16 protein-coding genes and 1 pseudogene are annotated in these 17,437 nt (G+C 71.2%); 6 read left to right on the top strand and 11 right to left on the bottom strand.

The features are described 5' to 3' along the window. Positions 1 to 236 precede the first annotated feature (236 nt). On the top strand, positions 237 to 644 hold the full coding sequence (locus J7E93_RS29895) for a YciI family protein (RefSeq protein WP_215073129.1): 408 nt from the start codon (positions 237 to 239) through the stop codon (positions 642 to 644). A gap of 8 nt (positions 645 to 652) precedes the next feature. Continuing rightward, positions 653 to 1,798 (top strand): RNA polymerase sigma factor, encoded by a 1,146-nt coding sequence (locus J7E93_RS29890; protein WP_215073134.1) that lies wholly within the window; start codon positions 653 to 655, stop codon positions 1,796 to 1,798. Between the two features lie 71 nt (positions 1,799 to 1,869). Here the strand turns inward: J7E93_RS29890 and J7E93_RS29885 are convergent, their stop codons facing one another. The 4 genes and pseudogenes from J7E93_RS29885 to J7E93_RS29870 all read right to left on the bottom strand — a co-directional run. Further along, positions 1,870 to 2,544, bottom strand: a complete 675-nt coding sequence (locus tag J7E93_RS29885) for a response regulator transcription factor (protein ID WP_215073128.1) — start codon at positions 2,542 to 2,544, stop codon at positions 1,870 to 1,872. 28 nt (positions 2,545 to 2,572) lie between these two features. Continuing rightward, positions 2,573 to 3,847 carry a sensor histidine kinase gene (locus J7E93_RS29880; RefSeq protein ID WP_215073127.1) on the bottom strand — a complete coding sequence of 425 codons (1,275 nt, stop codon included), beginning with the start codon at positions 3,845 to 3,847 and terminating at the stop codon, positions 2,573 to 2,575. A gap of 10 nt (positions 3,848 to 3,857) precedes the next feature. Next, positions 3,858 to 4,634 carry an ABC transporter permease gene (locus J7E93_RS29875; RefSeq protein WP_215073126.1) on the bottom strand — a complete coding sequence of 259 codons (777 nt, stop codon included), beginning with the start codon at positions 4,632 to 4,634 and terminating at the stop codon, positions 3,858 to 3,860. Continuing rightward, positions 4,631 to 4,981 (bottom strand): annotated as a pseudogene (locus tag J7E93_RS29870) (ABC transporter ATP-binding protein); the annotation flags it as partial. The pseudogene J7E93_RS29870 and the gene J7E93_RS29875, both read right to left, overlap by 4 nt. A 240-nt stretch (positions 4,982 to 5,221) precedes the next feature. Between J7E93_RS29870 and J7E93_RS29865 the strand changes: the two are divergent. Both J7E93_RS29865 and J7E93_RS29860 read left to right on the top strand, forming a co-directional pair. Then, complete coding sequence (locus J7E93_RS29865) at positions 5,222 to 5,785, top strand: GNAT family N-acetyltransferase (RefSeq protein ID WP_215073125.1); 564 nt, start codon at positions 5,222 to 5,224, stop codon at positions 5,783 to 5,785. 75 nt (positions 5,786 to 5,860) lie between these two features. Further along, complete coding sequence (locus J7E93_RS29860) at positions 5,861 to 7,342, top strand: serine/threonine-protein kinase (protein WP_251067284.1); 1,482 nt, start codon at positions 5,861 to 5,863, stop codon at positions 7,340 to 7,342. Here the strand turns inward: J7E93_RS29860 and J7E93_RS29855 are convergent. The 7 genes from J7E93_RS29855 to J7E93_RS29825 form a co-directional block, all read right to left on the bottom strand. Next, on the bottom strand, positions 7,339 to 8,901 hold the full coding sequence (locus tag J7E93_RS29855) for a type IV secretory system conjugative DNA transfer family protein (RefSeq protein WP_215073124.1): 1,563 nt from the start codon (positions 8,899 to 8,901) through the stop codon (positions 7,339 to 7,341). The two genes, J7E93_RS29860 and J7E93_RS29855, sit on opposite strands and share 4 nt — an antisense overlap. 1 nt (position 8,902) lies before the next feature. Beyond that, the gene (locus J7E93_RS29850) at positions 8,903 to 10,294 is read right to left on the bottom strand and encodes an ATP-binding protein (RefSeq protein WP_215073123.1); all 1,392 of its coding nucleotides are present in this window, start codon (positions 10,292 to 10,294) and stop codon (positions 8,903 to 8,905) included. Positions 10,295 to 10,314: 20 nt separating this feature from the next. After that, the gene (locus tag J7E93_RS29845; protein ID WP_215073122.1) at positions 10,315 to 11,868 is read right to left on the bottom strand and encodes an SCO6880 family protein; all 1,554 of its coding nucleotides are present in this window, start codon (positions 11,866 to 11,868) and stop codon (positions 10,315 to 10,317) included. Further along, on the bottom strand, positions 11,865 to 13,205 hold the full coding sequence (locus tag J7E93_RS29840) for a hypothetical protein (RefSeq protein WP_215073121.1): 1,341 nt from the start codon (positions 13,203 to 13,205) through the stop codon (positions 11,865 to 11,867). Before J7E93_RS29840 ends, J7E93_RS29845 begins: the two co-directional genes overlap by 4 nt. Then, the gene (locus J7E93_RS29835; protein ID WP_215073120.1) at positions 13,195 to 14,028 is read right to left on the bottom strand and encodes a hypothetical protein; all 834 of its coding nucleotides are present in this window, start codon (positions 14,026 to 14,028) and stop codon (positions 13,195 to 13,197) included. Before J7E93_RS29835 ends, J7E93_RS29840 begins: the two co-directional genes overlap by 11 nt. Before the next feature lie 104 nt (positions 14,029 to 14,132). Further along, positions 14,133 to 14,441, bottom strand: a complete 309-nt coding sequence (locus J7E93_RS29830; RefSeq protein ID WP_024757447.1) for a hypothetical protein — start codon at positions 14,439 to 14,441, stop codon at positions 14,133 to 14,135. 281 nt (positions 14,442 to 14,722) lie between these two features. Beyond that, complete coding sequence (locus tag J7E93_RS29825) at positions 14,723 to 15,304, bottom strand: TetR/AcrR family transcriptional regulator (RefSeq protein ID WP_215073119.1); 582 nt, start codon at positions 15,302 to 15,304, stop codon at positions 14,723 to 14,725. Positions 15,305 to 15,406: 102 nt separating this feature from the next. Between J7E93_RS29825 and J7E93_RS29820 the strand changes: the two genes are divergently transcribed. Continuing rightward, on the top strand, positions 15,407 to 16,276 hold the full coding sequence (locus tag J7E93_RS29820; RefSeq protein WP_215073118.1) for an NAD(P)-binding domain-containing protein: 870 nt from the start codon (positions 15,407 to 15,409) through the stop codon (positions 16,274 to 16,276). A gap of 121 nt (positions 16,277 to 16,397) precedes the next feature. After that, the gene (locus tag J7E93_RS29815) at positions 16,398 to 17,435 is read left to right on the top strand and encodes a bifunctional lytic transglycosylase/C40 family peptidase (RefSeq protein WP_215073132.1); all 1,038 of its coding nucleotides are present in this window, start codon (positions 16,398 to 16,400) and stop codon (positions 17,433 to 17,435) included. The last annotated feature ends 2 nt before the right edge of the window (positions 17,436 to 17,437 follow it).

Raw genomic sequence — 17,437 nt, 5'->3', positions numbered from 1 at the left:
CAAGTAGGACGCCGCCGAACAATCATTGTGGGAAAGCCCCGCACCTTATGGTGCGGGGCTTTTCTGCGTTCAGGGGTCAGCAGGCTGATGACGACCCGGACTCGGCGTCCCGCCCCACCCGGCCCTGCCCGCGGGCCAAAAAAAGTTCGGCCGGCGATGTCGAGAACCGGTGAGTGGCTCCGTCCCTGGGGTGAACGCGGCCAGAATGGGTCGCACCAGCACCGAGGAGAAGCACCATGGCCAAGTACCTGCTGCTCAAGCACTACCGAGGCGCCCCGGCTCCGGCCAACAACGTGCCCATGGACCAGTGGACGCCGGAGGAGATCTCGGCGCACATGCAGTACATGCACGACTTCGCGGCCCGACTCGAGGGGACCGGCGAGTTCGTCGACGGTCAGGCGCTCGCCCCCGAGGGGGCGTGGGTCCGGTACGACGGTGAGGGGCGCCCGCCGGTCACCGACGGCCCGTTCGCCGAGACCAAGGACCTCATCGCCGGCTGGATGGTGATCGACGTCGACAGCTACGAGCGCGCCGTCGAGCTCGCCGGGGAGCTGTCGGCCGCCCCCGGGGCGGGCGGGAAGCCGATCCACGAGTGGCTGGAGGTGCGCCCGTTCCTCGCCGCGCCGCCCACCATCACGGAGTGACCGCTCCGATGAACGAGGCCCTGCTCCGGAGCCTCACGCCGAGCGTGCTCGGGATCCTCGTCCGCCGCGGAGCCGACTTCGCGGCGGCCGAGGACGCCGTTCAGGACGCGCTGGTCGAGGCGGTCCGCGTCTGGCCGGCCGACCCGCCACGGGACCGCAAGGGCTGGCTCATCACCGTCGCCTGGCGCAAGTTCCTCGACGCGACCAGGGCGGACACCGCCCGCCGCCGGCGTGAGGACCTCGTCGACGAGGAGCCGGCGCCGGGGCCCGCGCCCGCGGCGGACGACACGCTCCAGCTCTACTTCCTGTGCGCCCACCCGTCGCTGACGCCGTCGTCCGCCGTCGCGCTCACGCTCCGCGCCGTCGGCGGGCTGACCACCCGCCAGATCGCCCAGGCCTACCTGGTGCCCGAGGCGACCATGGCGCAGCGCATCAGCCGTGCCAAGCGCACCGTCTCGGCCGTGCGGTTCGATCAGCCCGGCGACGTCGCCACCGTGCTGCGCGTCCTCTACCTAGTCTTCAACGAGGGCTACTCCGGCGACGTCGACCTCGCCGCCGAGGCCATCCGGCTGACCCGGCAGCTCGCGGCCTCGATCGACCATCCCGAGGTGGCGGGGCTGCTCGCCCTGATGCTCCTCCACCACGCCCGGCGCGCCACCAGGACCGCGCCGGACGGCAGCCTGGTGCCGCTCGCCGAGCAGGACCGCGGCCGGTGGGACACCGCGTCAATCGCCGAGGGCGTCGCGATCCTGCAGACGGCCCTCGCCCGCGACCGGCTGGGCGAGTTCCAGGCCCAGGCCGCCATCGCGGCACTCCACGCCGACGCGCCCACCGCCGAGGAGACCGACTGGGTGCAGATCGTCGAGTGGTACGACGAGCTCGTGCGCCTGACCGACAACCCGGTCGTCCGGCTCAACCGCGCAGTGGCCGTCGGCGAGGCCGACGGCCCGCGCGCCGGGCTGGCGGCGCTCGCGGCGCTGGACGACTCCCTGCCCCGGCACGCCGCGGTGACGGCGTACCTCCACGAGCGCGACGGAGACCTGACGACGGCGGCACGGCTGTACGCCGAGGCGGCCGCGAAGGCACCCAACCTCGCCGAGCGGGATCACCTGACGCGCCAAGCCGCCCGGCTCAACGCCCGCCGGAGTCGCTGACGGGTCGCGGCCGGGTTTCCTGCGGCACATGGCGCGGCCCCGTGGCCGAAGGGGGCGCCTCACGTCGACGTTCAGGGAGCCGGTGACACCAGCTGGGTGTCGTAGGCGAGGATCACCGCCTGCACGCGGTCCCGGGCGCCCGTCTTCGCCAGGATGCGGCTCACGTGGGTCTTCACCGTGGACTCCGCGAGATGCAGACGCTCCGCGATCTCCGTATTCGTCCAGCCCTGGGCGATGACGGTGAGGATCTCGCGTTCGCGCTCGGTGAGGGAGGTCAGCCGTGGGTCCGTGGTGCGGGGGTCCGGCGAGCCGGGGTTGGCCGGGAGGTGGTGGACGTAGGCGTCGAGGAGCCGGCGGGTGAGGCTCGGGGCCACCACCGCGTCGCCGCTCGCCACCGCCCGTATGCCCGCCAGGAGTTCCTCGGGCTGGGCGTCCTTGACCAGGAAGCCGCTGGCGCCGGCGCGCAGGCCGTCGTAGGCGTACTCGTCCAGGTCGAAGGTGGTGACGATGAGGACGCGGGTGCGGGCGCCGGTGGCGATGATGCGGCGGGTGGCCTCGATGCCGTCCAGGCCGGGCTTCCGGATGTCCATGAGGACCACGTCCGGATGGTGCCGGTCCACCAGGCGGATCGCCTCGGTGCCGTTCCCGGCCTCGCCGACGACCGTCATGTCGTCCTGGCTCTCCAGGAGCATGCGGAATCCGAAGCGCTGCATGGCCTGGTCGTCCGCGATGAGCACGGTCGTCACAAGAGGGAGCCTTTCAGAGTCTCAGGGTTCAGGGATTCAGGGGCTCCAGGGACTTCAGGGACGTCAGGGGGAGTCGGAGCCGTACCCGCCAGCCGGCGGTCGGCAGCGGGCCCGCTTCGAGTGTGCCGTCGTAGAGGGCCGCGCGCTCCCGCATACCGGCGATGCCCTGGCCCGTGCCCGTCCCCGTTTCGCCCGCGCCTGTCCGGCCCGTTCCCGTCGCATCCGTGTCGCCGCCGCCCGAGTCCGTCACGTCGACCGTCAACCCGTCCTCCCCGTAGGCGAGGAGGACCGTTGACCGGGCCTTCGGGCCCGCGTGCTTGAGGGTGTTCGTCAGCGCCTCCTGCACGACCCGGTAGACCGTCAGCTGCGCGCCCGCCGGGAGAGACCCGTCCTCGGGTGCGTCGCGGATCTCCACCCGTACCGGCAGACCGGCCGTCCGTACGCCCGTGATCAGCTCGTCCAGATCGGCCAGGGAGGGCTGGGGGTCGCGTACGGCCTCCGGGGAGTCGTCGCGCAGGACGCCGAGCAGGCGGCGGAGTTCGGTGAGAGCCTGGCGGCTCGTCGTGCCGATGGCGTCGAGGGCCTGGGCGGCGCGTTCGGGGCTCTTGGCCGCCGCGTACCTGCCGCCGTCCGCGAGACCGGTGATGACGGAGAGGTTGTGGCCGATGATGTCGTGCATCTCGCGGGCGATCCGGGTGCGTTCGGCCGCCGCGGCGAGCTGGGCCTGCTGGTCGCGCTCGATCTCGAGGCGGCGGGCCCGGTCGACGAGGCCGGCCGTGTAGTCCTGGCGGGAACGGACCGCGATGCCGAGCAGCGCGACCATGGCGTATGCCCACAGCGTCGGTACGACCTGCTGGTCCCAGCTTCCCTTCGGGAACCGGATCGCCCCGGTCACCAGGGGCGGGACGATCAGGGCCAGGCTCCGGGCGAGGGCGCGTGGCGGCAGCCGCAGGGCGATGTGGAAGACGACGATCAACTGAAGGAACCCGGCCTGGAGGAAGGCCCCGCTCACGTTGCTGGCGAGGGAGGCGCACGCCATCACGGCCAGGACGGCCATCGGGTGGCGACGGCGCCACAGCAACGGGACGGAGAGGGCCAGGCTCATGGCGAGCACCAGCCAGACGGGCACGGACGGGTCGCGGGCGATGTTCCGCCAGCCACCCGCCGCGTCCGTGAGGGCGGCGCCCGTCCAGAAGACGCTCAGCAGGACGTCCCAGACCCAGGGCCGGCGGGCGTCGAAGGCCCGTACGCGCTGGGCCTGGCGCTGGATGTACCGGCTGAGCCCGGTGTCCTCCGTGGTCATCGCGCCATCCTCATACGTCCCTGCGCTTCAGCGACAGCGCCGGTACGGCCAGGGCCGCCGCGGCCCAGAGGCAGAGGGCGAACAGCGCGGCGCCGGGGGCCGCCGCGCCGGGCATCGGATCGGCGGAGCCGAGGGCACCCGCGGCCTGGGTGGGGAAGTACCGGACCGCGGTGTCCATCGCGTCGTACGGCAGCATCCCGAGGATCTCCGGCAGCACCATCACGCCGCCGATGAAGGCGCCGATGGCGCCCGGCACCGAGCGCAGCGCGGCGCCGAGACCGAGGGCGATGACGCCGAGGAGGGTGGCGCCGACGGCGTTGCCCGCGATCGCGGCCAGGATGCCGTCGTCGGTGAGGGAGGCGGCCTGGTCGGTGCCGTGGAAGAAGATCTGGGCGGTGAGGAAGGTGACCAGGGCTGTCACGAAGGAGACCGTGAGGACGGCCCCGGTGAAGATGGCGGCCTTGGCCCACAGTACGGGGAGGCGGCGGGGGACGGCGGTCATCGAGGCCCGGACCATGCCCGTCGAGTACTCGCCGGCGGTGACCAGGATGCCCAGCACCGCCAGAGAGATGCCGCCGAGTTGGGAGCCGTAGAGGGAGAGGACCACGGTGTCGACGTCGGAGTCGCCGCCGTCGGTGGTGTAGGTGGCGCCCATCAGAATGCCGACGCCGAGGAGGAACACGGCCGAGGCGATGAGGGTGATCCACGTGGAGCGGACCGTCCACAGCTTGTGCCACTCGGAGCGCAGGACACGGGCCGGGGTGATCCGGTAGGCGGGCGTGCTCATGCGACTGCTGCTCCTTGGTACTCGACCGAGTCGTGGGTGAGGTCCATGAACGCCTGTTCCAGGGAGGCGGTCTGTGGGGTGAGTTCGTACAGCGGGACGCCGTGGGCCGCGGCCGTGCGCCCGATGGTGGCGGAGTCCGGGCCGGTGATACGGAGGGTGTCGGGGGCCTCCTCGGTGACGTGGGCGTCCGGAAGGAGGGCGCGGAGGCGGTCCGCGTCCGGGGTGACGACGCGGACCGAGGCGCCGCCCGACTCCCGTACGAGCTCGGTGACGCTGGTGTCGGCGAGGAGCCGGCCCTTGCCGATGACGATCAGGTGGTCGGCGGTCAGCGCCATCTCGCTCATCAGCCGGTGACCGTGCCGGGGCGGACGGTGAAGCTGAGGTCGTGGACGACGGTCCTGCCCCCGTACCGCTTGGTGAGTTCTTCTGCTCGGATCATGTTCACGACGCTACGGAGCCGGGCGGGGCGGATCGTCCGACCGTGGGCGGGAGAGGGGCGGGGCGCGTGGTACCGGGGTACGACGCCGGGCCAGCCGGCCCTTGAAATGCCCTTGTCAGAAGGGTGCGGCGGTGACGAGGATCGGGGCATGGACTATTTGATTCGTACCATCCGCGCCGACGAGTGGGAGAAGGCCCGCGAGATCCGGCTGGCCGCGCTCCGGGACCCGGTGGCGCATCTCGCTTTCCTGGAGACGTACGAGACCGCCGTCGCCCGGCCCGACTCGTTCTGGCGGGAGCGGACCGAGGGGGCGTCGGAGAACGGCACGGGCGTACGGCAGTTCGTGGCCGAGGCGCCGGACGGGAGCTGGGCGGGCACGATCACGGTGCTGGTGGAGCGGCCCTCGGACGAGGTGCGCTTCGGGACCCCGGCGAAGGTCGACCAGACGCACGTCGTCGGCGTGTACGTACGGCCGGAGGCGCGCGGGAGCGGGCTGACGGAGGAACTGTTCCGGGCGGGCGTGGAGTGGTCCTGGGCGCTGCCCGAACCGGCGGTCGAGCGGGTGAGGCTGTACGTGCACGAGGACAATGCGCGGGCCGGCGCGTTCTACCGGCGGTTCGGGTTCGTGGCGACGGAGGAGACCGTGGCGATGCCGGGGGACGACTCGGCCTGCGAGGTGGAGTACGAGATCCGGCGGCCGACGGGGATCTAGCTGGGTCGGCGGGCCGCCTGGGAAGCTTGGGGTTCGCAGGCGGCGAGCGAACTCGGGGGAACCGTGCAGGAGTTGTTGCCGGATGATCCGGCGGTCATCGGTCCGTACCGGCTGACGGCCCGGCTCGGCGAGGGCGGGATGGGGCGGGTCTACCTCGGCCTGTCCCGCAGCGGGCGGCGCCTCGCGGTGAAGGTCGTGCGGCCGGACATCGCGGCGGACCCGGGTTTCCGCGAGCGGTTTCGGCGCGAGGTCGAGGCGGCGCGGACGGTGGGCGGGTTCTGGACCGCGCCGATCGTGGACGCCGACCCGGACGCGGCGACGCCGTGGGTCGCCAGTGACTACATCGACGCGCCGAGCCTGGGGTTGCTCGTGGACCGCCGGGGAGCGCTGGACGAGCGGGCGTTACGGTCGATGGCGGCAGGGCTCGCCGAGGCGTTGGAGGCCATCCACGGGGCCGGTCTCGTCCATCGGGACCTGAAGCCGTCGAACATCATGGTCACCGGGGACGGGCCTCGGGTCATCGACTTCGGCATCTCGAAGGCGGCGGAGGGCGCCACGACGCTCACCGAGACGGGCCTGGTGATCGGTACGCCCGGCTTCATGAGTCCCGAACAGGCATCGGGTGCCCGCGTCGGGCCGGCAAGCGACATCTTCTCGCTGGGCGCGGTGCTGGCGTTCGCGGCGACGGGGGAGGGGCCGTTCGGGGCGGGAAGCGTGCCCGCGTTGCTGTACCGGGTGGTGCATGACGAGCCGAGCCTGGAGGGGGTTCCGGAGGGACTGCGCGGGGTGGTGGCTGTATGTCTGGAGAAGGAACCGGGGCGGCGGCCGTCCGCGTCCGAGTTGCTGGATCTGCTGAGCGGGGGCGCCGCGCCGGGCGGGACGGGTCGAGGTTCCCCCGCGTATGCGCGTCCGCCTTCTGTTCCGCCGATGGGGCCGGTGGCGGAGGTTCACGAACCGCAGGAAGCTCCTTCCGGTGTTCCCGACGAGGTCGAGGTACGCGCGGGCACGGCCCGGCGGCAGGGCAGGGGCACGACCCTCGGAGGGTGGATGACCCTGATCGGCTTTCTGTCGATCTTTCCGGGCGCCCTGGTGACGGAGGCCTTCGCCGGAGGGGGCGCGGTTCTGACGGTTCTGGTGCTCGGCATGGTCGTGGGCATGGTGGGAGGCGGCATCCTGAAGAGGCAGCCTCCCGCCGAGCGTTCTGTCGCGCTCACTGCGGAAGGGCTCCATTGCCGCGTCCTGCGACTGGAATGGTCGTCGCCGTGGGAGGACGTCGAGCGCATCACTCTCAGGCCTCTGGTCACGGCGGCCACCGAGCGCCAATGGGTCCTCTCTGTCGTCCTGCGCCGGGGCATGACCGTACCGCCGGGCTTCGCCGACGGCCTGGCCAAGAACAAGGCCGGCATACCGCTGGTGTTCGCGGACCAGCAGGACCATCGAGCGGCGCTGCGGCGTCTGGACGACGCACTTCGTTGCTTCGCCGACGGGCTGTACGAGCGGCACGACGCCCTTGCCGCGTTGCTGGGCGGCCATGGAGGCCGGGGCGGGGCGGGCTAGGGCTGGACGAGGTTCTCCTCCGGCCAGCGGGCGCGGGCCTGTTCCTGGGAGCGGAGCAGGGCCAGGGTCGGCAGGCCCTGGTCCTGGCCGCTTGCCAGCAGCTCCGGGAGCCGGGGAAGGGGAGCCACGGCGGCGACGTCGTCGAGGACGAGCGTCATTGGTGGGTCGAGCCGACCGTCGGATGACCGTGCGGCCATGCGGCGGCCCTGCTCGACCACGCTTGCGGTGAGGGCGGTGAGCAGAGGCATCGCGCCGGGGGTGGTGCGGGGGTCCTCGATCGGTTCACCCACCACATAGAGCGTGCCCCCTTCGGCGACGAAAGATTCCAGTGTCAGGGAATCCGTTCGATTGGGGGTGCAGGCTTCCCTGATGTGGATCGAGGAGAGCGAGGACAGCGCCCGGGCGGTCAACTCCTGGGCGATCTCCCGACGTTCCGGGTAGCCGGTGAGTGCGGACTCCAGGAGTCCGGCGTGTCCCGAGGCGGCCTTGGGGTGGGTACGGAGGATCCGTACGGGCTCGTGGGCGCCCGTGCCCTGCGCCCAGCGGTGGACCTGCTTGAAGGGCCGGTTGTCCAGGGCGGCGGCGTGCAGCCAGCAGCGCAGGAGCGTTTCCGCCGTGTCGGCGACGGCGGCGTCCAGACGGGACGGCGGGCGTACGGGGGCGAGGAGCGCGATCGCCCGTTCCTGGGCCGTGGCCGGGTCCTCGCAGCCGTCGGACGGGGACCAGTGGAGGCGGGCGGGGGTGTCACAGAGGTGCCCGGGGTCGTAGACGAGCACGGGGCCGAGTTTGCCGCGGGCGTCCTTGGTGTCGGCCCAGAGGCTGGGGTCGGAGGTGACGACGAGCACCGGGCCCTCGGCGTCCTGGACCGCCTGCAGGGCGGCGGGGCGGCGGGTGGCGGGGGCGCCGTAGAGGACGCGGGGGGTACGGGGGGAGGGGAGGACGGCCTCAGTCGGCTGTGGGACCGGGGCCGAGACCGGCGCAGGCACCGGGGTCGGGGTCGGGGTCGGTACCGGGACCGGGGTCGGGGCGGGGGCCGGCGCAGGGGCCGGGGTGGGGGTCGGGATGGGGGCCTGGGCCGGTGGGGCCGGCTGGGCCGGGACCGCCTCCGTCGGCTGGGGGGCCGGAGCCGGGCCCGGGGCGACCGCCGCCGCCATCGCCATCGTCGTACTCGTACTCGTACCGTACGTGCCCCGTCTGCTCGCCCGTACCGCTCTCCACCGTGCCAGCGTCCCCACCACGAACACCGTCAGGACCACCAGCACCATCAGCTCGCCGATGAGCAGGCCCCAGAACAGCCCGTACCCCGATAGCTCTCCCGCCGGGGTGGCCGGCCACGCGCCCGCCAGGTCCTGCGGCCGGCCGATGAGGGCGCGCACAGCCATCGGGGTCCTGGTGAAGGTGACCCCGGCCGGCCAGGAACCCTTCGAGAAGAGACCTGCCAGGCCGGTCGCCGTCCACACCAGCACGGTCAGCCCGAGGACGAAGCCGACGAGCCCGACTACCAGACCGTCCGGGATCCCCCCTTGCTGCTGGTGCCGGGCCTGCGAATCCTTGGACATCTCACGCCACCGTCGACTGCGAGGGATCGTTCATCTGCTGCTCGATGAGGGCCGCGCGCTGCTCCGTCTCCCACTCCAGTTCCGGGTCGACGGACGACTCCGTCATGGCCCGGTCGGTGTAGACGAGCGGCCGTTCCCTCTCGGTGATGAGGTGTTTGACCACCTGCACATTGCCGTTGACGTCCCAGACGGCGATACCGGGGGTGAGGGTCGGGATGATCTCGACCGCCCACCGTGGCAGGCCGAGGACCCGGCCCGTGGCCCGGGCCTCGTCGGCTTTCTGGGCATAAATGGTCCTGGTGGAGGCCATCTTGAGGATGGCCGCGGCCTCCCGGGCCGCCGCGCCGTCGACGACGTCCGAGAGGTGGTGCACCACCGCGACGAAGGACAGGCCCAGCCGGCGCCCGAACTTCAGCAGCCGCTGGAACAGCTGGGCCACGAAGGGGCTGTTGATGATGTGCCAGGCCTCCTCGACCAGGAAGATGCGCTTCTTCCGGTCGGGGCGGATCCAGGTGTGCTCCAGCCACACACCGACGATCGCCATCAGGATGGGCATGGCGATCGAGTTCCGGTCGATGTGGGACAGGTCGAAGACGATGAGCGGGGCGTCGAGGTCGATGCCGACGGTCGTCGGGCCGTCGAACATGCCGCGCAGGTCGCCGTCGACCAGCCGGTCCAGGACGAGTGCGACGTCCAGACCCCAGGCGCGTACGTCGTCTATGTCGACGTTCATCGCCTCCGCGGACTCCGGCTTGGGGTGGCGGAGCTGCTCCACGATGTCGGTGAGGATCGGCTGGCGGTCGGTGATCTGTTCGTTGACATAGGCGTGGGCGACCTTGAGCGCGAAGCCGGCGCGCTCGTCGAGGCTGTGGCCCATGGCGACCTCGATGATCGTGCGGAGCAGCGCCAGCTGGCCCGTCGTGGTGATCGACGGGTCGAGCGGGTTGAGCCGGATTCCGGCGTCGACGGCGACCATCGGGTCGAGGCGGATGGGGGTTATTCCCAGCTCCTGGGCGATGAGGTTCCACTCGCCGACGCCGTCCTCGCCCTGCGCGTCGAGGACGACGACCTGCCGGTCGCGGAAGCGCAACTGCCGCAGGACGTACGTCTTCTCCAGCGCCGACTTGCCGTTGCCGGACTCGCCGAGCACCAGCCAGTGGGGGGCCGGCAGCTGCTGACCGTAGAGCTGGAAGGGGTCGTAGATGTAGCCCTTGCCGCTGTAGACCTCGCGGCCGATGATCACGCCGGAGTCCCCGAGGCCGGGGGCGGCGGTCGGGAGGTAGACGGCCTGGGCCTGTCCGGTGGAGGTGCGTACGGGCAGCCGCGTGGTCTCCACCTTCCCGAAGAGGAAGGAGGTGAACGCCTCGGTGACGGCGGAGAGTGGATCTCGCATGTGCACGGGCCCCTTAGCGGCTAGCGGCGGATGCCGGTCGCGAACGGCAACGTGTTCACAAAGGCCCGGTGGTGCTCGCGGTCGCACCACTCCAGCTTCAGGTACGACTTGCCCGCGGAGGCCCTGATCGTGCGCTTGTCCCTGGCCAGGGCCTCGGGCGAACGCGACGACACAGTGATGTACCCGACGAGGTTGACGCCCGCCGCGCCACTGGCGAGATCTTCACCCCGCTGGTCGAGCCGGCCGTGCGCGGCGATGTCGCGGGGGTCGACCGTGCGGTTCATCTTGGCCTGGCGGGAGGCCTCGGCCTCGTCGTTGGTCTTCTCGGTGAGCATGCGCTCGATGGCTACCTCGGTGGGTTCGAGGTCCATGGTCACGGCGACCGTGCGGATCACGTCCGGGGTGTGGACGAGGAGCGGGGCGAGGAAGTTGACGCCGACGGGGGTCATCGGCCACTCCTTCACCCAGGCGGTGGCGTGGCACCAGGGGGCGCGGGTGGAGGACTCCCGTGTCTTGGCCTGGAGGTAGGTGGGCTCCATCGCGTCCAGCTCGGCCGGCCAGGCGTTTCGCTTCGTCATGGCCTGGATGTGGTCGATGGGGTGGTCCGGGTCGTACATGGAATGCACGAGGGAGGCGAGGCGGGACTGTCCGAGGGGCTGGCGGACCCTGATGTCGGCTTCCGCGAGCCGGGCGCAGATGTCGGTGAGCTCGCGGGCCATGACGACGGCGAGTCCGGCGTCGCGGTCGAGCTTGCGGGCGCCGGAGGTCTGGCGGGCGGCGCGGGCCATCGCGTTGGCTTCCGCCGCCAGTTCGCGGGTGTAGTGCATGCACGCGACGAGGTAGGCGCGGTGCTGTTCGCTGGAGGTGGAGACCATCGACTGGAGCTGTTCGTACGACTCCTGGAGCCAGACCGGGGCGTGCGGGTCGCCGCGCTGGGCGACGTCCTTGGCGTGCGCGTCGGGGTCGGCGGGGAGGGTACGGGCGAGCATCTGGAGGCGGGTGACGAAGCCGTCCCCGTTGGCGACGTGCTTGAGCAGCGTGCCGAAACGGTCCACCAGCGCTTCCTGGTCCTCGCTGTCGCGCAGTCCGACGCCGGGGCCCTCGATCTCGATGGCGGCGGTGACGGTGCGGCGGTCGGCGTGGAGGAGGACGGCGATCTCGTCGGGTCCGAAGGGGGCGGACATCCAGTTGATCCGGCCGATGCCGGGGGGCGGGCCGACCTCGACCTCGCGCCCGTCGAGCCGGGTGCCGGCCTCGGCGGCGGCGGAGCGGTAGGCGGTGCCCCGCTTCAGGCTCCGCTTGTAGCTGCGGTTGATCTCGAACCACTTGTAGAAGGTGCGGTGCTTGTACGGGACGTACACGGCGGCGAGCGCGAGCAGCGGGAAGCCGACGAGCAGCAGGATCCGCAGGGTGAGGGCGGGGACGAGGAGTCCGCTCATCATGCCGAGGAACGCGCCGGCGATGATGAGGGCGATCTCGCCGGTCTCCCGGTTCTTGCCGACGATCGCGTTCGGCCGGGCACGGCCGATCAGATACGTACGGCGGGGCGTGACCGGCTGGGACTGGGTCGTCAACGCCCTCCACCTCCAGAGTTCTTTCGGTTGCTGTGCGGGGTGCCTGATGTGGGGCTGCTGCTACGCGGCGGGGGTGCGGCGGAGGGGACAGTTCCGCCGCCGCCCCCGCTCGTACCCCCGCCGGTGCCTCCCCGGCTGCTGTGGGCGGCGACACCGCCGGCGAGGGGGTTCGCGGGCCGGGCGGCGGCGTTGGTGCCTCCGCCTCCGCCCTGGCCGCCGTCGCCGCGGGTGCTGTGGGTCTTGATGCCCTGCGAGACGAGGGAGGCGGGGGAGGAGATCACGGCGGCGGCCGCGTTCTCACCGGCGCGGTGGAGCCGGTTGTTGCGGGAGGCGACGATCTCGTCCCCGAAGCCCGGGACGAAGCGGTAGATCATCCCGGACGCGAAGATGGCCAGCAGGATGATCGCGAGCCCGGACACGACGGCGGAGAACGAGTCGGGACCGGTACCGGAGGAGAGCGCCCCGGCGAGCCCGAGCACGATGACGATGACGGGTTTGACGAGGATGACCGCGATCATGATCCCGGCCCAGCGGCGGACGTGGCCCCACATGTTCTTGTCGACGAGCCCGGAGTACACGACGACACCGAGCAGGGCGCCGACGTAGAGCAGGACGGCCCGGAGGAACAGCTCGAGGTAGAGCACGCCGGCGGCGAGGACGGTCACCAGCGAGACGATGATCAGCATGATGGGCCCGCCACCGATGCTGTCGCCCTTCTGCAGGGCTTCCTTGAAGCTGCCGAAGAAGACGTCGGTCTGCTGCCCGGTACCGGAGGCGATGACCTCGGTGACGGCGTCGGTGGCGTTCACGACGGTGTAGAGGATGAGGGGCGTGAACGCGGAGGCGAGGACGGTGAGCCAGAGGAAGCCGATGGCCTCGGAGATGGCGGTGGTGAGGGGGACGCCGCGGATGGCGCGCTTGGCGACGGCGAGCAGCCAGAGGAGGAGGGTGAGGACGGTGGCGGCGGCGAAGACGATGGCGTAGCGGCCGAGGAACTCGAGGTTGGTGAAGTCGACGTCGGCGGTCTCTTTCACGGCCTGCGAGAGCTTGTCGACGATGGAGATGGCGGCGTCGGCGCAGCCGCGGGCGAGGGAGGAGAGGGGGTCGAGGGCGGTGGTGGGGTCGTCGAGCCCGGAGGGGGTGGAGCGACCGGGTTCGCCTTCGGAGCAGTACTCCTTGGCAGGGCCGATGAGCAGGTCGCAGGGATCGTTGCTCGTGGTCGGCGACGGCGTGGGGGTGGGTGCGGCGGTGGCTCGCGCCGCGAAGAGGAATCCGGCCGTCTGCGCTGCCATGAGCGTCGCGGCGATGGATCGGGCGCGACGAGGCTTACCGGGCATAGGTGAAGCCTCCGAACTCCTCTACGGCCTGGCTGATCTCGTCGGCGCTGGAAGCGGCGATGTCGCCCGGCACAGGGGCCGGACCGTCCTTCTGGCTGTCGGCCACGATCTTCCAGTCGTTGTTCGCCCACTGCAGGTCGAACGTCCACGTCTTCCATGTCGTGCTGACAGGATCGGTGGAGCCGGGACCGGACATTCCGATCAGACCCGTGTACCAGACGGACACCTTGGCGGTGTTGCCGTCGAAGGCCTCGACCTTGGTGCCGACAGGGATCGTCCGGGAAACGAAGGTGTTTCCCGCAGGGGCGTTGCCGCCCGCATCGAGGCCCAGTCTCTGCAAGAACTCGGGTGAGTAAGCAGCGTCCTGGGGGCCCTTCAGGCGGGACGACGCCTCGGGCGTGTAGACCGTATCCACGATTCGGTGTCGGCTGTCGGCGTTGAACATCCCGTCAGAGCCCAGCGCCACCGCGTAATTCACCGCCGCGCTCTGGGCGCCCTGTTCGTCTCTTGCGAAGCCCGATGGGATCTCGCCGTTCTTGCCCGTCACCGGACGTACCCCCGTCGCCCCCGTCGGTGCCCCCGTGCCCGAGGCCTTGGCCGGGGAGGAGCCCGAGGGGGGCGTGCCGTCGCTGTCGCTGCGGTTGGCGAAGGCGATGGCGGCGATCAGGAGGACCACCACGCCGACCACCGTGATGAGCGAGCGGGAGGTGCGGACGGGGGTGCGGCGGGCGCCGCCGTAGACGTCGCCGGTGCCGCCCTCGGGCAGCCGCGTGCGGGTCTGGCCGGTGCCGCCGAAGCCGTCGTTGTCGTCGCCGAGGCTCATGACGGGTACGCCCCCTCAACCGTTCGCGGGTACGACAGAAGCCGTGCTGGTCTCCGCGCGGGCGCGGTGTGGTGACTGGACATCAGGGAACGTGACCTCGGTGGTTAGACAGCCATCCCGTACACGATCGTGAACAGCGTCCCCAGCGATCCGATGATGAAGACTCCGGTCAGACCGGCGACGATCAGGCCCTTGCCCTGCTCGGCGCTGAACGTGTCCCGGAGGGCGGTCGCGCCGATGCGCTGCTTGGCCGCTCCCCAGATGGCGATGCCGAGGCAGAGCAGGATGGCCACGGCCATCACGACCTCGATCATCACCTTGGCCTCATTGCCCAGGCTCCCGAAAGGCCCCCAGTTCGGGGCGATTCCACCGATGATGGTGGTGATGTCGCCTTTTTCGGCCGCCAGGTACATGTAACTCACCGCCCCTGTTGGGTAGTTCGTCGCCCCTGCCTCATGGCATGGGTCATCGCCCTATCTTCGCTGATGAAACCGCTCGCGTGTGACGGCTTGACGGCTCTCTTTACCCGATTCCCGCACACGTGGCCGATCCGACCGTCTTGACCTGCGGCGGTGTGGCCGGTTTCCATGCGAAGAAGCGTATGGTCACTCTGTGTATCACGGGGGGTGACTCCGGGCAATGACTGTCGTTGTTGCACTCTTGGGGTGGTCGCGGCCCGTCGGCGGCCCGGCCGTCAGGCGTACGAGGCGATCAGGCGGGCGAGGTGGCGGCCGGCCAGGAGCAGGGGGGTCTCGGAGCGGGTGACCTGAGCGGTGACCTCGGCGCCTTCCAGGGTGTTGATGACGGTCGCCGCGAGGTCGCGTGCCTCGGGGTCGGCGAAGCCGCAGCCGAGGAGCTTGTCGGCGACCAGGTTCTGCCAGGCCAGCAGGGCTTCGGCGCAGGCGCGTTGGATCGGGTTGTCCGAGCCGAGGGTCTCCAGGGCGGCCGCGGTGACCGGGCAGCCGTCGGTCCAGCCGGAGGCGCGGAGTTCCTTCGCCAGGAGGCGGGCGCAGGCGTCGACGGCCGCGGCGGGGTCGTCCTCGCCGTCCAGGGCGGTGCGCAGGACCGCGGCGAACTCCTCGCGTCCGTGCTCCATCGCCGCGACGGCCACGGCCTCCTTCCCGCCGGGGAAGAAGTGGTAGACGGAGCCGAGGGTGGCTTCCGCCTCGGTGGCGATCTGCTTGATGCCCGTGCCGACGTACCCCTGGCGCTGGATGAGGCGGGAGGCGGCGACGACGATCCGGTCGCGGGTGGAGCCGGTGCTGCTGGTCTGCATGCGGCGAGTGTAGCGAGCCATTGAGTAGAGCGTTCGTTTTAGAACTGTGCTACGTTCGTGCCGCAGCTCTGGATAGAGCGTTCGTTTTAGGAAGGGGCTTCCGTGAGCAACTCCGTGACCGTCATCGGGCTCGGCCCGATGGGCCGCGCCATGGCCGGCGCCTACCTCGACCACGGGTACCGCGTCACCCTGTGGAACCGCACCGCCTCCCGCGCCGACGAGCTCGTGCGGCGCGGCGCAGTCCTCGCCCCGTCACCCGCCGAGGCGGTCGCCGCCAACGAGGTCGTGCTCCTCAGCCTCACCGACTACGACGCCCTGTACGCGGTCCTGGGCGGAGTCGACCCCGCGCTCCTGGCAGGCCGGGTCCTCGTCAACCTCAGCTCCGACACCCCCGTCCGCGCGCGGGAAGCCGCCACCTGGGCGCGGGAGCGCGGAGCCGTCCAGCTCACCGGCGGGGTGCTCGTACCGCCCTCCGGCATCGGCGCAGCCGGCTCCTCCGCCTTCTACAGCGGCCCCCGCGACGTCTTCGAGGCCCACCGCCCCACCCTCGAAGTGCTCACCGGCACCGACTACCGCGGCGAGGACCCCGGACTCGCCGCGCTCTTCTACCAGCTCAACATGGTCATGTTCTGGACGGCCCTCAGCGGCTACTGGCAGGCGCTCGCCCTCGCCGACGCGCACGGGTTCAAGGCCGCCGACCTCCTTCCGTACGCCGTCAACGCCCTGGATCTGAAGCAGTTCCTGGAGTTCTACGCACCGCGTGTCGACGCGGGCGACCACTCCGGCGACGTGGACCGCCTCGCGATGGGGCTGGCCAGCGTGGAGCACGTCCTGCACACCGTCACCGACGCGGGCGTCGACGGAGCGCTTCCGGCCGCCGTCGTCGACCTCTTCCGCCGAGGGGTCGAGGCCGGGCACGGGCAGGACAGCTCCTCCAGCCTGGTGGAGGTCCTGAAGCCGCCGAGGAATTGAGCCACCTCCTGGGCCCGGGCGGGACATCTCCGATCCGCCCCCTTCGTACACCCCCGCGAGCCCGGGTCCGCCACCTAGACTTGGCCGCGGTGGACTGCCGAGAGCCGAGGGGTGGTTGACGGTGCGTAGGGCGGGCGCTGCGGGCAAGGCGTGGCTGGTGGCCGGTGGGGTCCTCGGGGTGTGCCTGAGCTTCGTCGCGCTGCTCGTCGTCGGAACGTACTCCGCCGCCGCAGGGCTCTTCGGGGGCGCCGGCAACGCCAAGAACGGCACGGTGGGCCTGGCCAAGGGGGCCGTGCCGGCCGCGTACCAGGGGCTGGTGCAGCAGTGGGGCAACCTCTGCCCCGCCATCAACCCGGCCCTGCTCGCCGCCCAGCTCTACCAGGAGAGCGGCTGGAACCCGAGGATCGTCTCGCCCGCCGACGCCCGGGGCATCGCCCAGTTCATCCCCGGTACGTGGGCCGGTCACGGCATCGACGGCGACAAGGACGGGGACCGGGACATCTGGGACCCCGCGGACGCGATCCCGTCCGCCGCTTCGTACGACTGCGAACTCGCCGGCTATGTGAAGGACGTGCCCGGCGATCCGACGAACAACATGCTCGCCGCGTACAACGCCGGGGCGTACCGGGTCATCAAGTCCGGTGGCGTGCCGCGGATCAGCGAGACCCAGAACTACGTGCGGATCATCCGCTCCCTGGAGAAGAGCTTCGCCCGCCCCCTCGGCCGCGTCGAGCCCTCGAAGCAGGCCGCGGGGGCGATCTATTTCGCACAGCAGAAGCTCGGTACGCCCTACCTCTGGGGTGGCACGGGAACAGCCGCGCAGAATGGCCGATTCGACTGCTCCGGGCTGACCCAGGCCGCGTACCGGAGTGTCGGGATCGACCTGCCGCGCGTCGCCAACGACCAGTACAACGCCGGGCCCCATCCCTCCCGCGACGAACTGCTCCCCGGCGACCTCGTCTTCTTCTCCGACGACTTGACGAACTCACGCGCCATCAGGCACGTCGGCATCTACGTCGGTGGTGGATACATGATCGACGCGCCGCGCACCGGGGCCGTGATCCGCTTCACGAAGATGGACACGCCGGACTACTTCGGGGCGACCCGGGTCACGCGGGAGGGCGCGGCGGCACTGCCGACCCGCCTTCCGCAAACCTGACC

The sequence above is a fragment of the Streptomyces sp. ISL-36 genome (genome assembly GCF_018614205.1).
GTDB lineage: Bacteria > Actinomycetota > Actinomycetes > Streptomycetales > Streptomycetaceae > Streptomyces.
Note: the sequence above shows the minus strand (reverse complement) of the source record. Positions and strands in the feature narration are given on the sequence as shown.

What these genes read in the sequence shown, in the direction of transcription:
- J7E93_RS29895 (WP_215073129.1), top strand. Translation starts at nt 237, where the DNA reads ATGGCCAAGTACCTGCTGCTCAAGCACTACCGAGGCGCCCCGGCTCCG.
- J7E93_RS29890 (WP_215073134.1), top strand. Translation starts at nt 653, where the DNA reads ATGAACGAGGCCCTGCTCCGGAGCCTCACGCCGAGCGTGCTCGGGATC.
- J7E93_RS29880 (WP_215073127.1), bottom strand. Translation starts at nt 3,847, where the DNA reads ATGACCACGGAGGACACCGGGCTCAGCCGGTACATCCAGCGCCAGGCC.
- J7E93_RS29875 (WP_215073126.1), bottom strand. Translation starts at nt 4,634, where the DNA reads ATGAGCACGCCCGCCTACCGGATCACCCCGGCCCGTGTCCTGCGCTCC.
- J7E93_RS29865 (WP_215073125.1), top strand. Translation starts at nt 5,222, where the DNA reads ATGGACTATTTGATTCGTACCATCCGCGCCGACGAGTGGGAGAAGGCC.
- J7E93_RS29855 (WP_215073124.1), bottom strand. Translation starts at nt 8,901, where the DNA reads ATGTCCAAGGATTCGCAGGCCCGGCACCAGCAGCAAGGGGGGATCCCG.
- J7E93_RS29850 (WP_215073123.1), bottom strand. Translation starts at nt 10,294, where the DNA reads ATGCGAGATCCACTCTCCGCCGTCACCGAGGCGTTCACCTCCTTCCTC.
- J7E93_RS29840 (WP_215073121.1), bottom strand. Translation starts at nt 13,205, where the DNA reads ATGCCCGGTAAGCCTCGTCGCGCCCGATCCATCGCCGCGACGCTCATG.
- J7E93_RS29835 (WP_215073120.1), bottom strand. Translation starts at nt 14,028, where the DNA reads ATGAGCCTCGGCGACGACAACGACGGCTTCGGCGGCACCGGCCAGACC.
- J7E93_RS29830 (WP_024757447.1), bottom strand. Translation starts at nt 14,441, where the DNA reads ATGTACCTGGCGGCCGAAAAAGGCGACATCACCACCATCATCGGTGGA.
- J7E93_RS29825 (WP_215073119.1), bottom strand. Translation starts at nt 15,304, where the DNA reads ATGCAGACCAGCAGCACCGGCTCCACCCGCGACCGGATCGTCGTCGCC.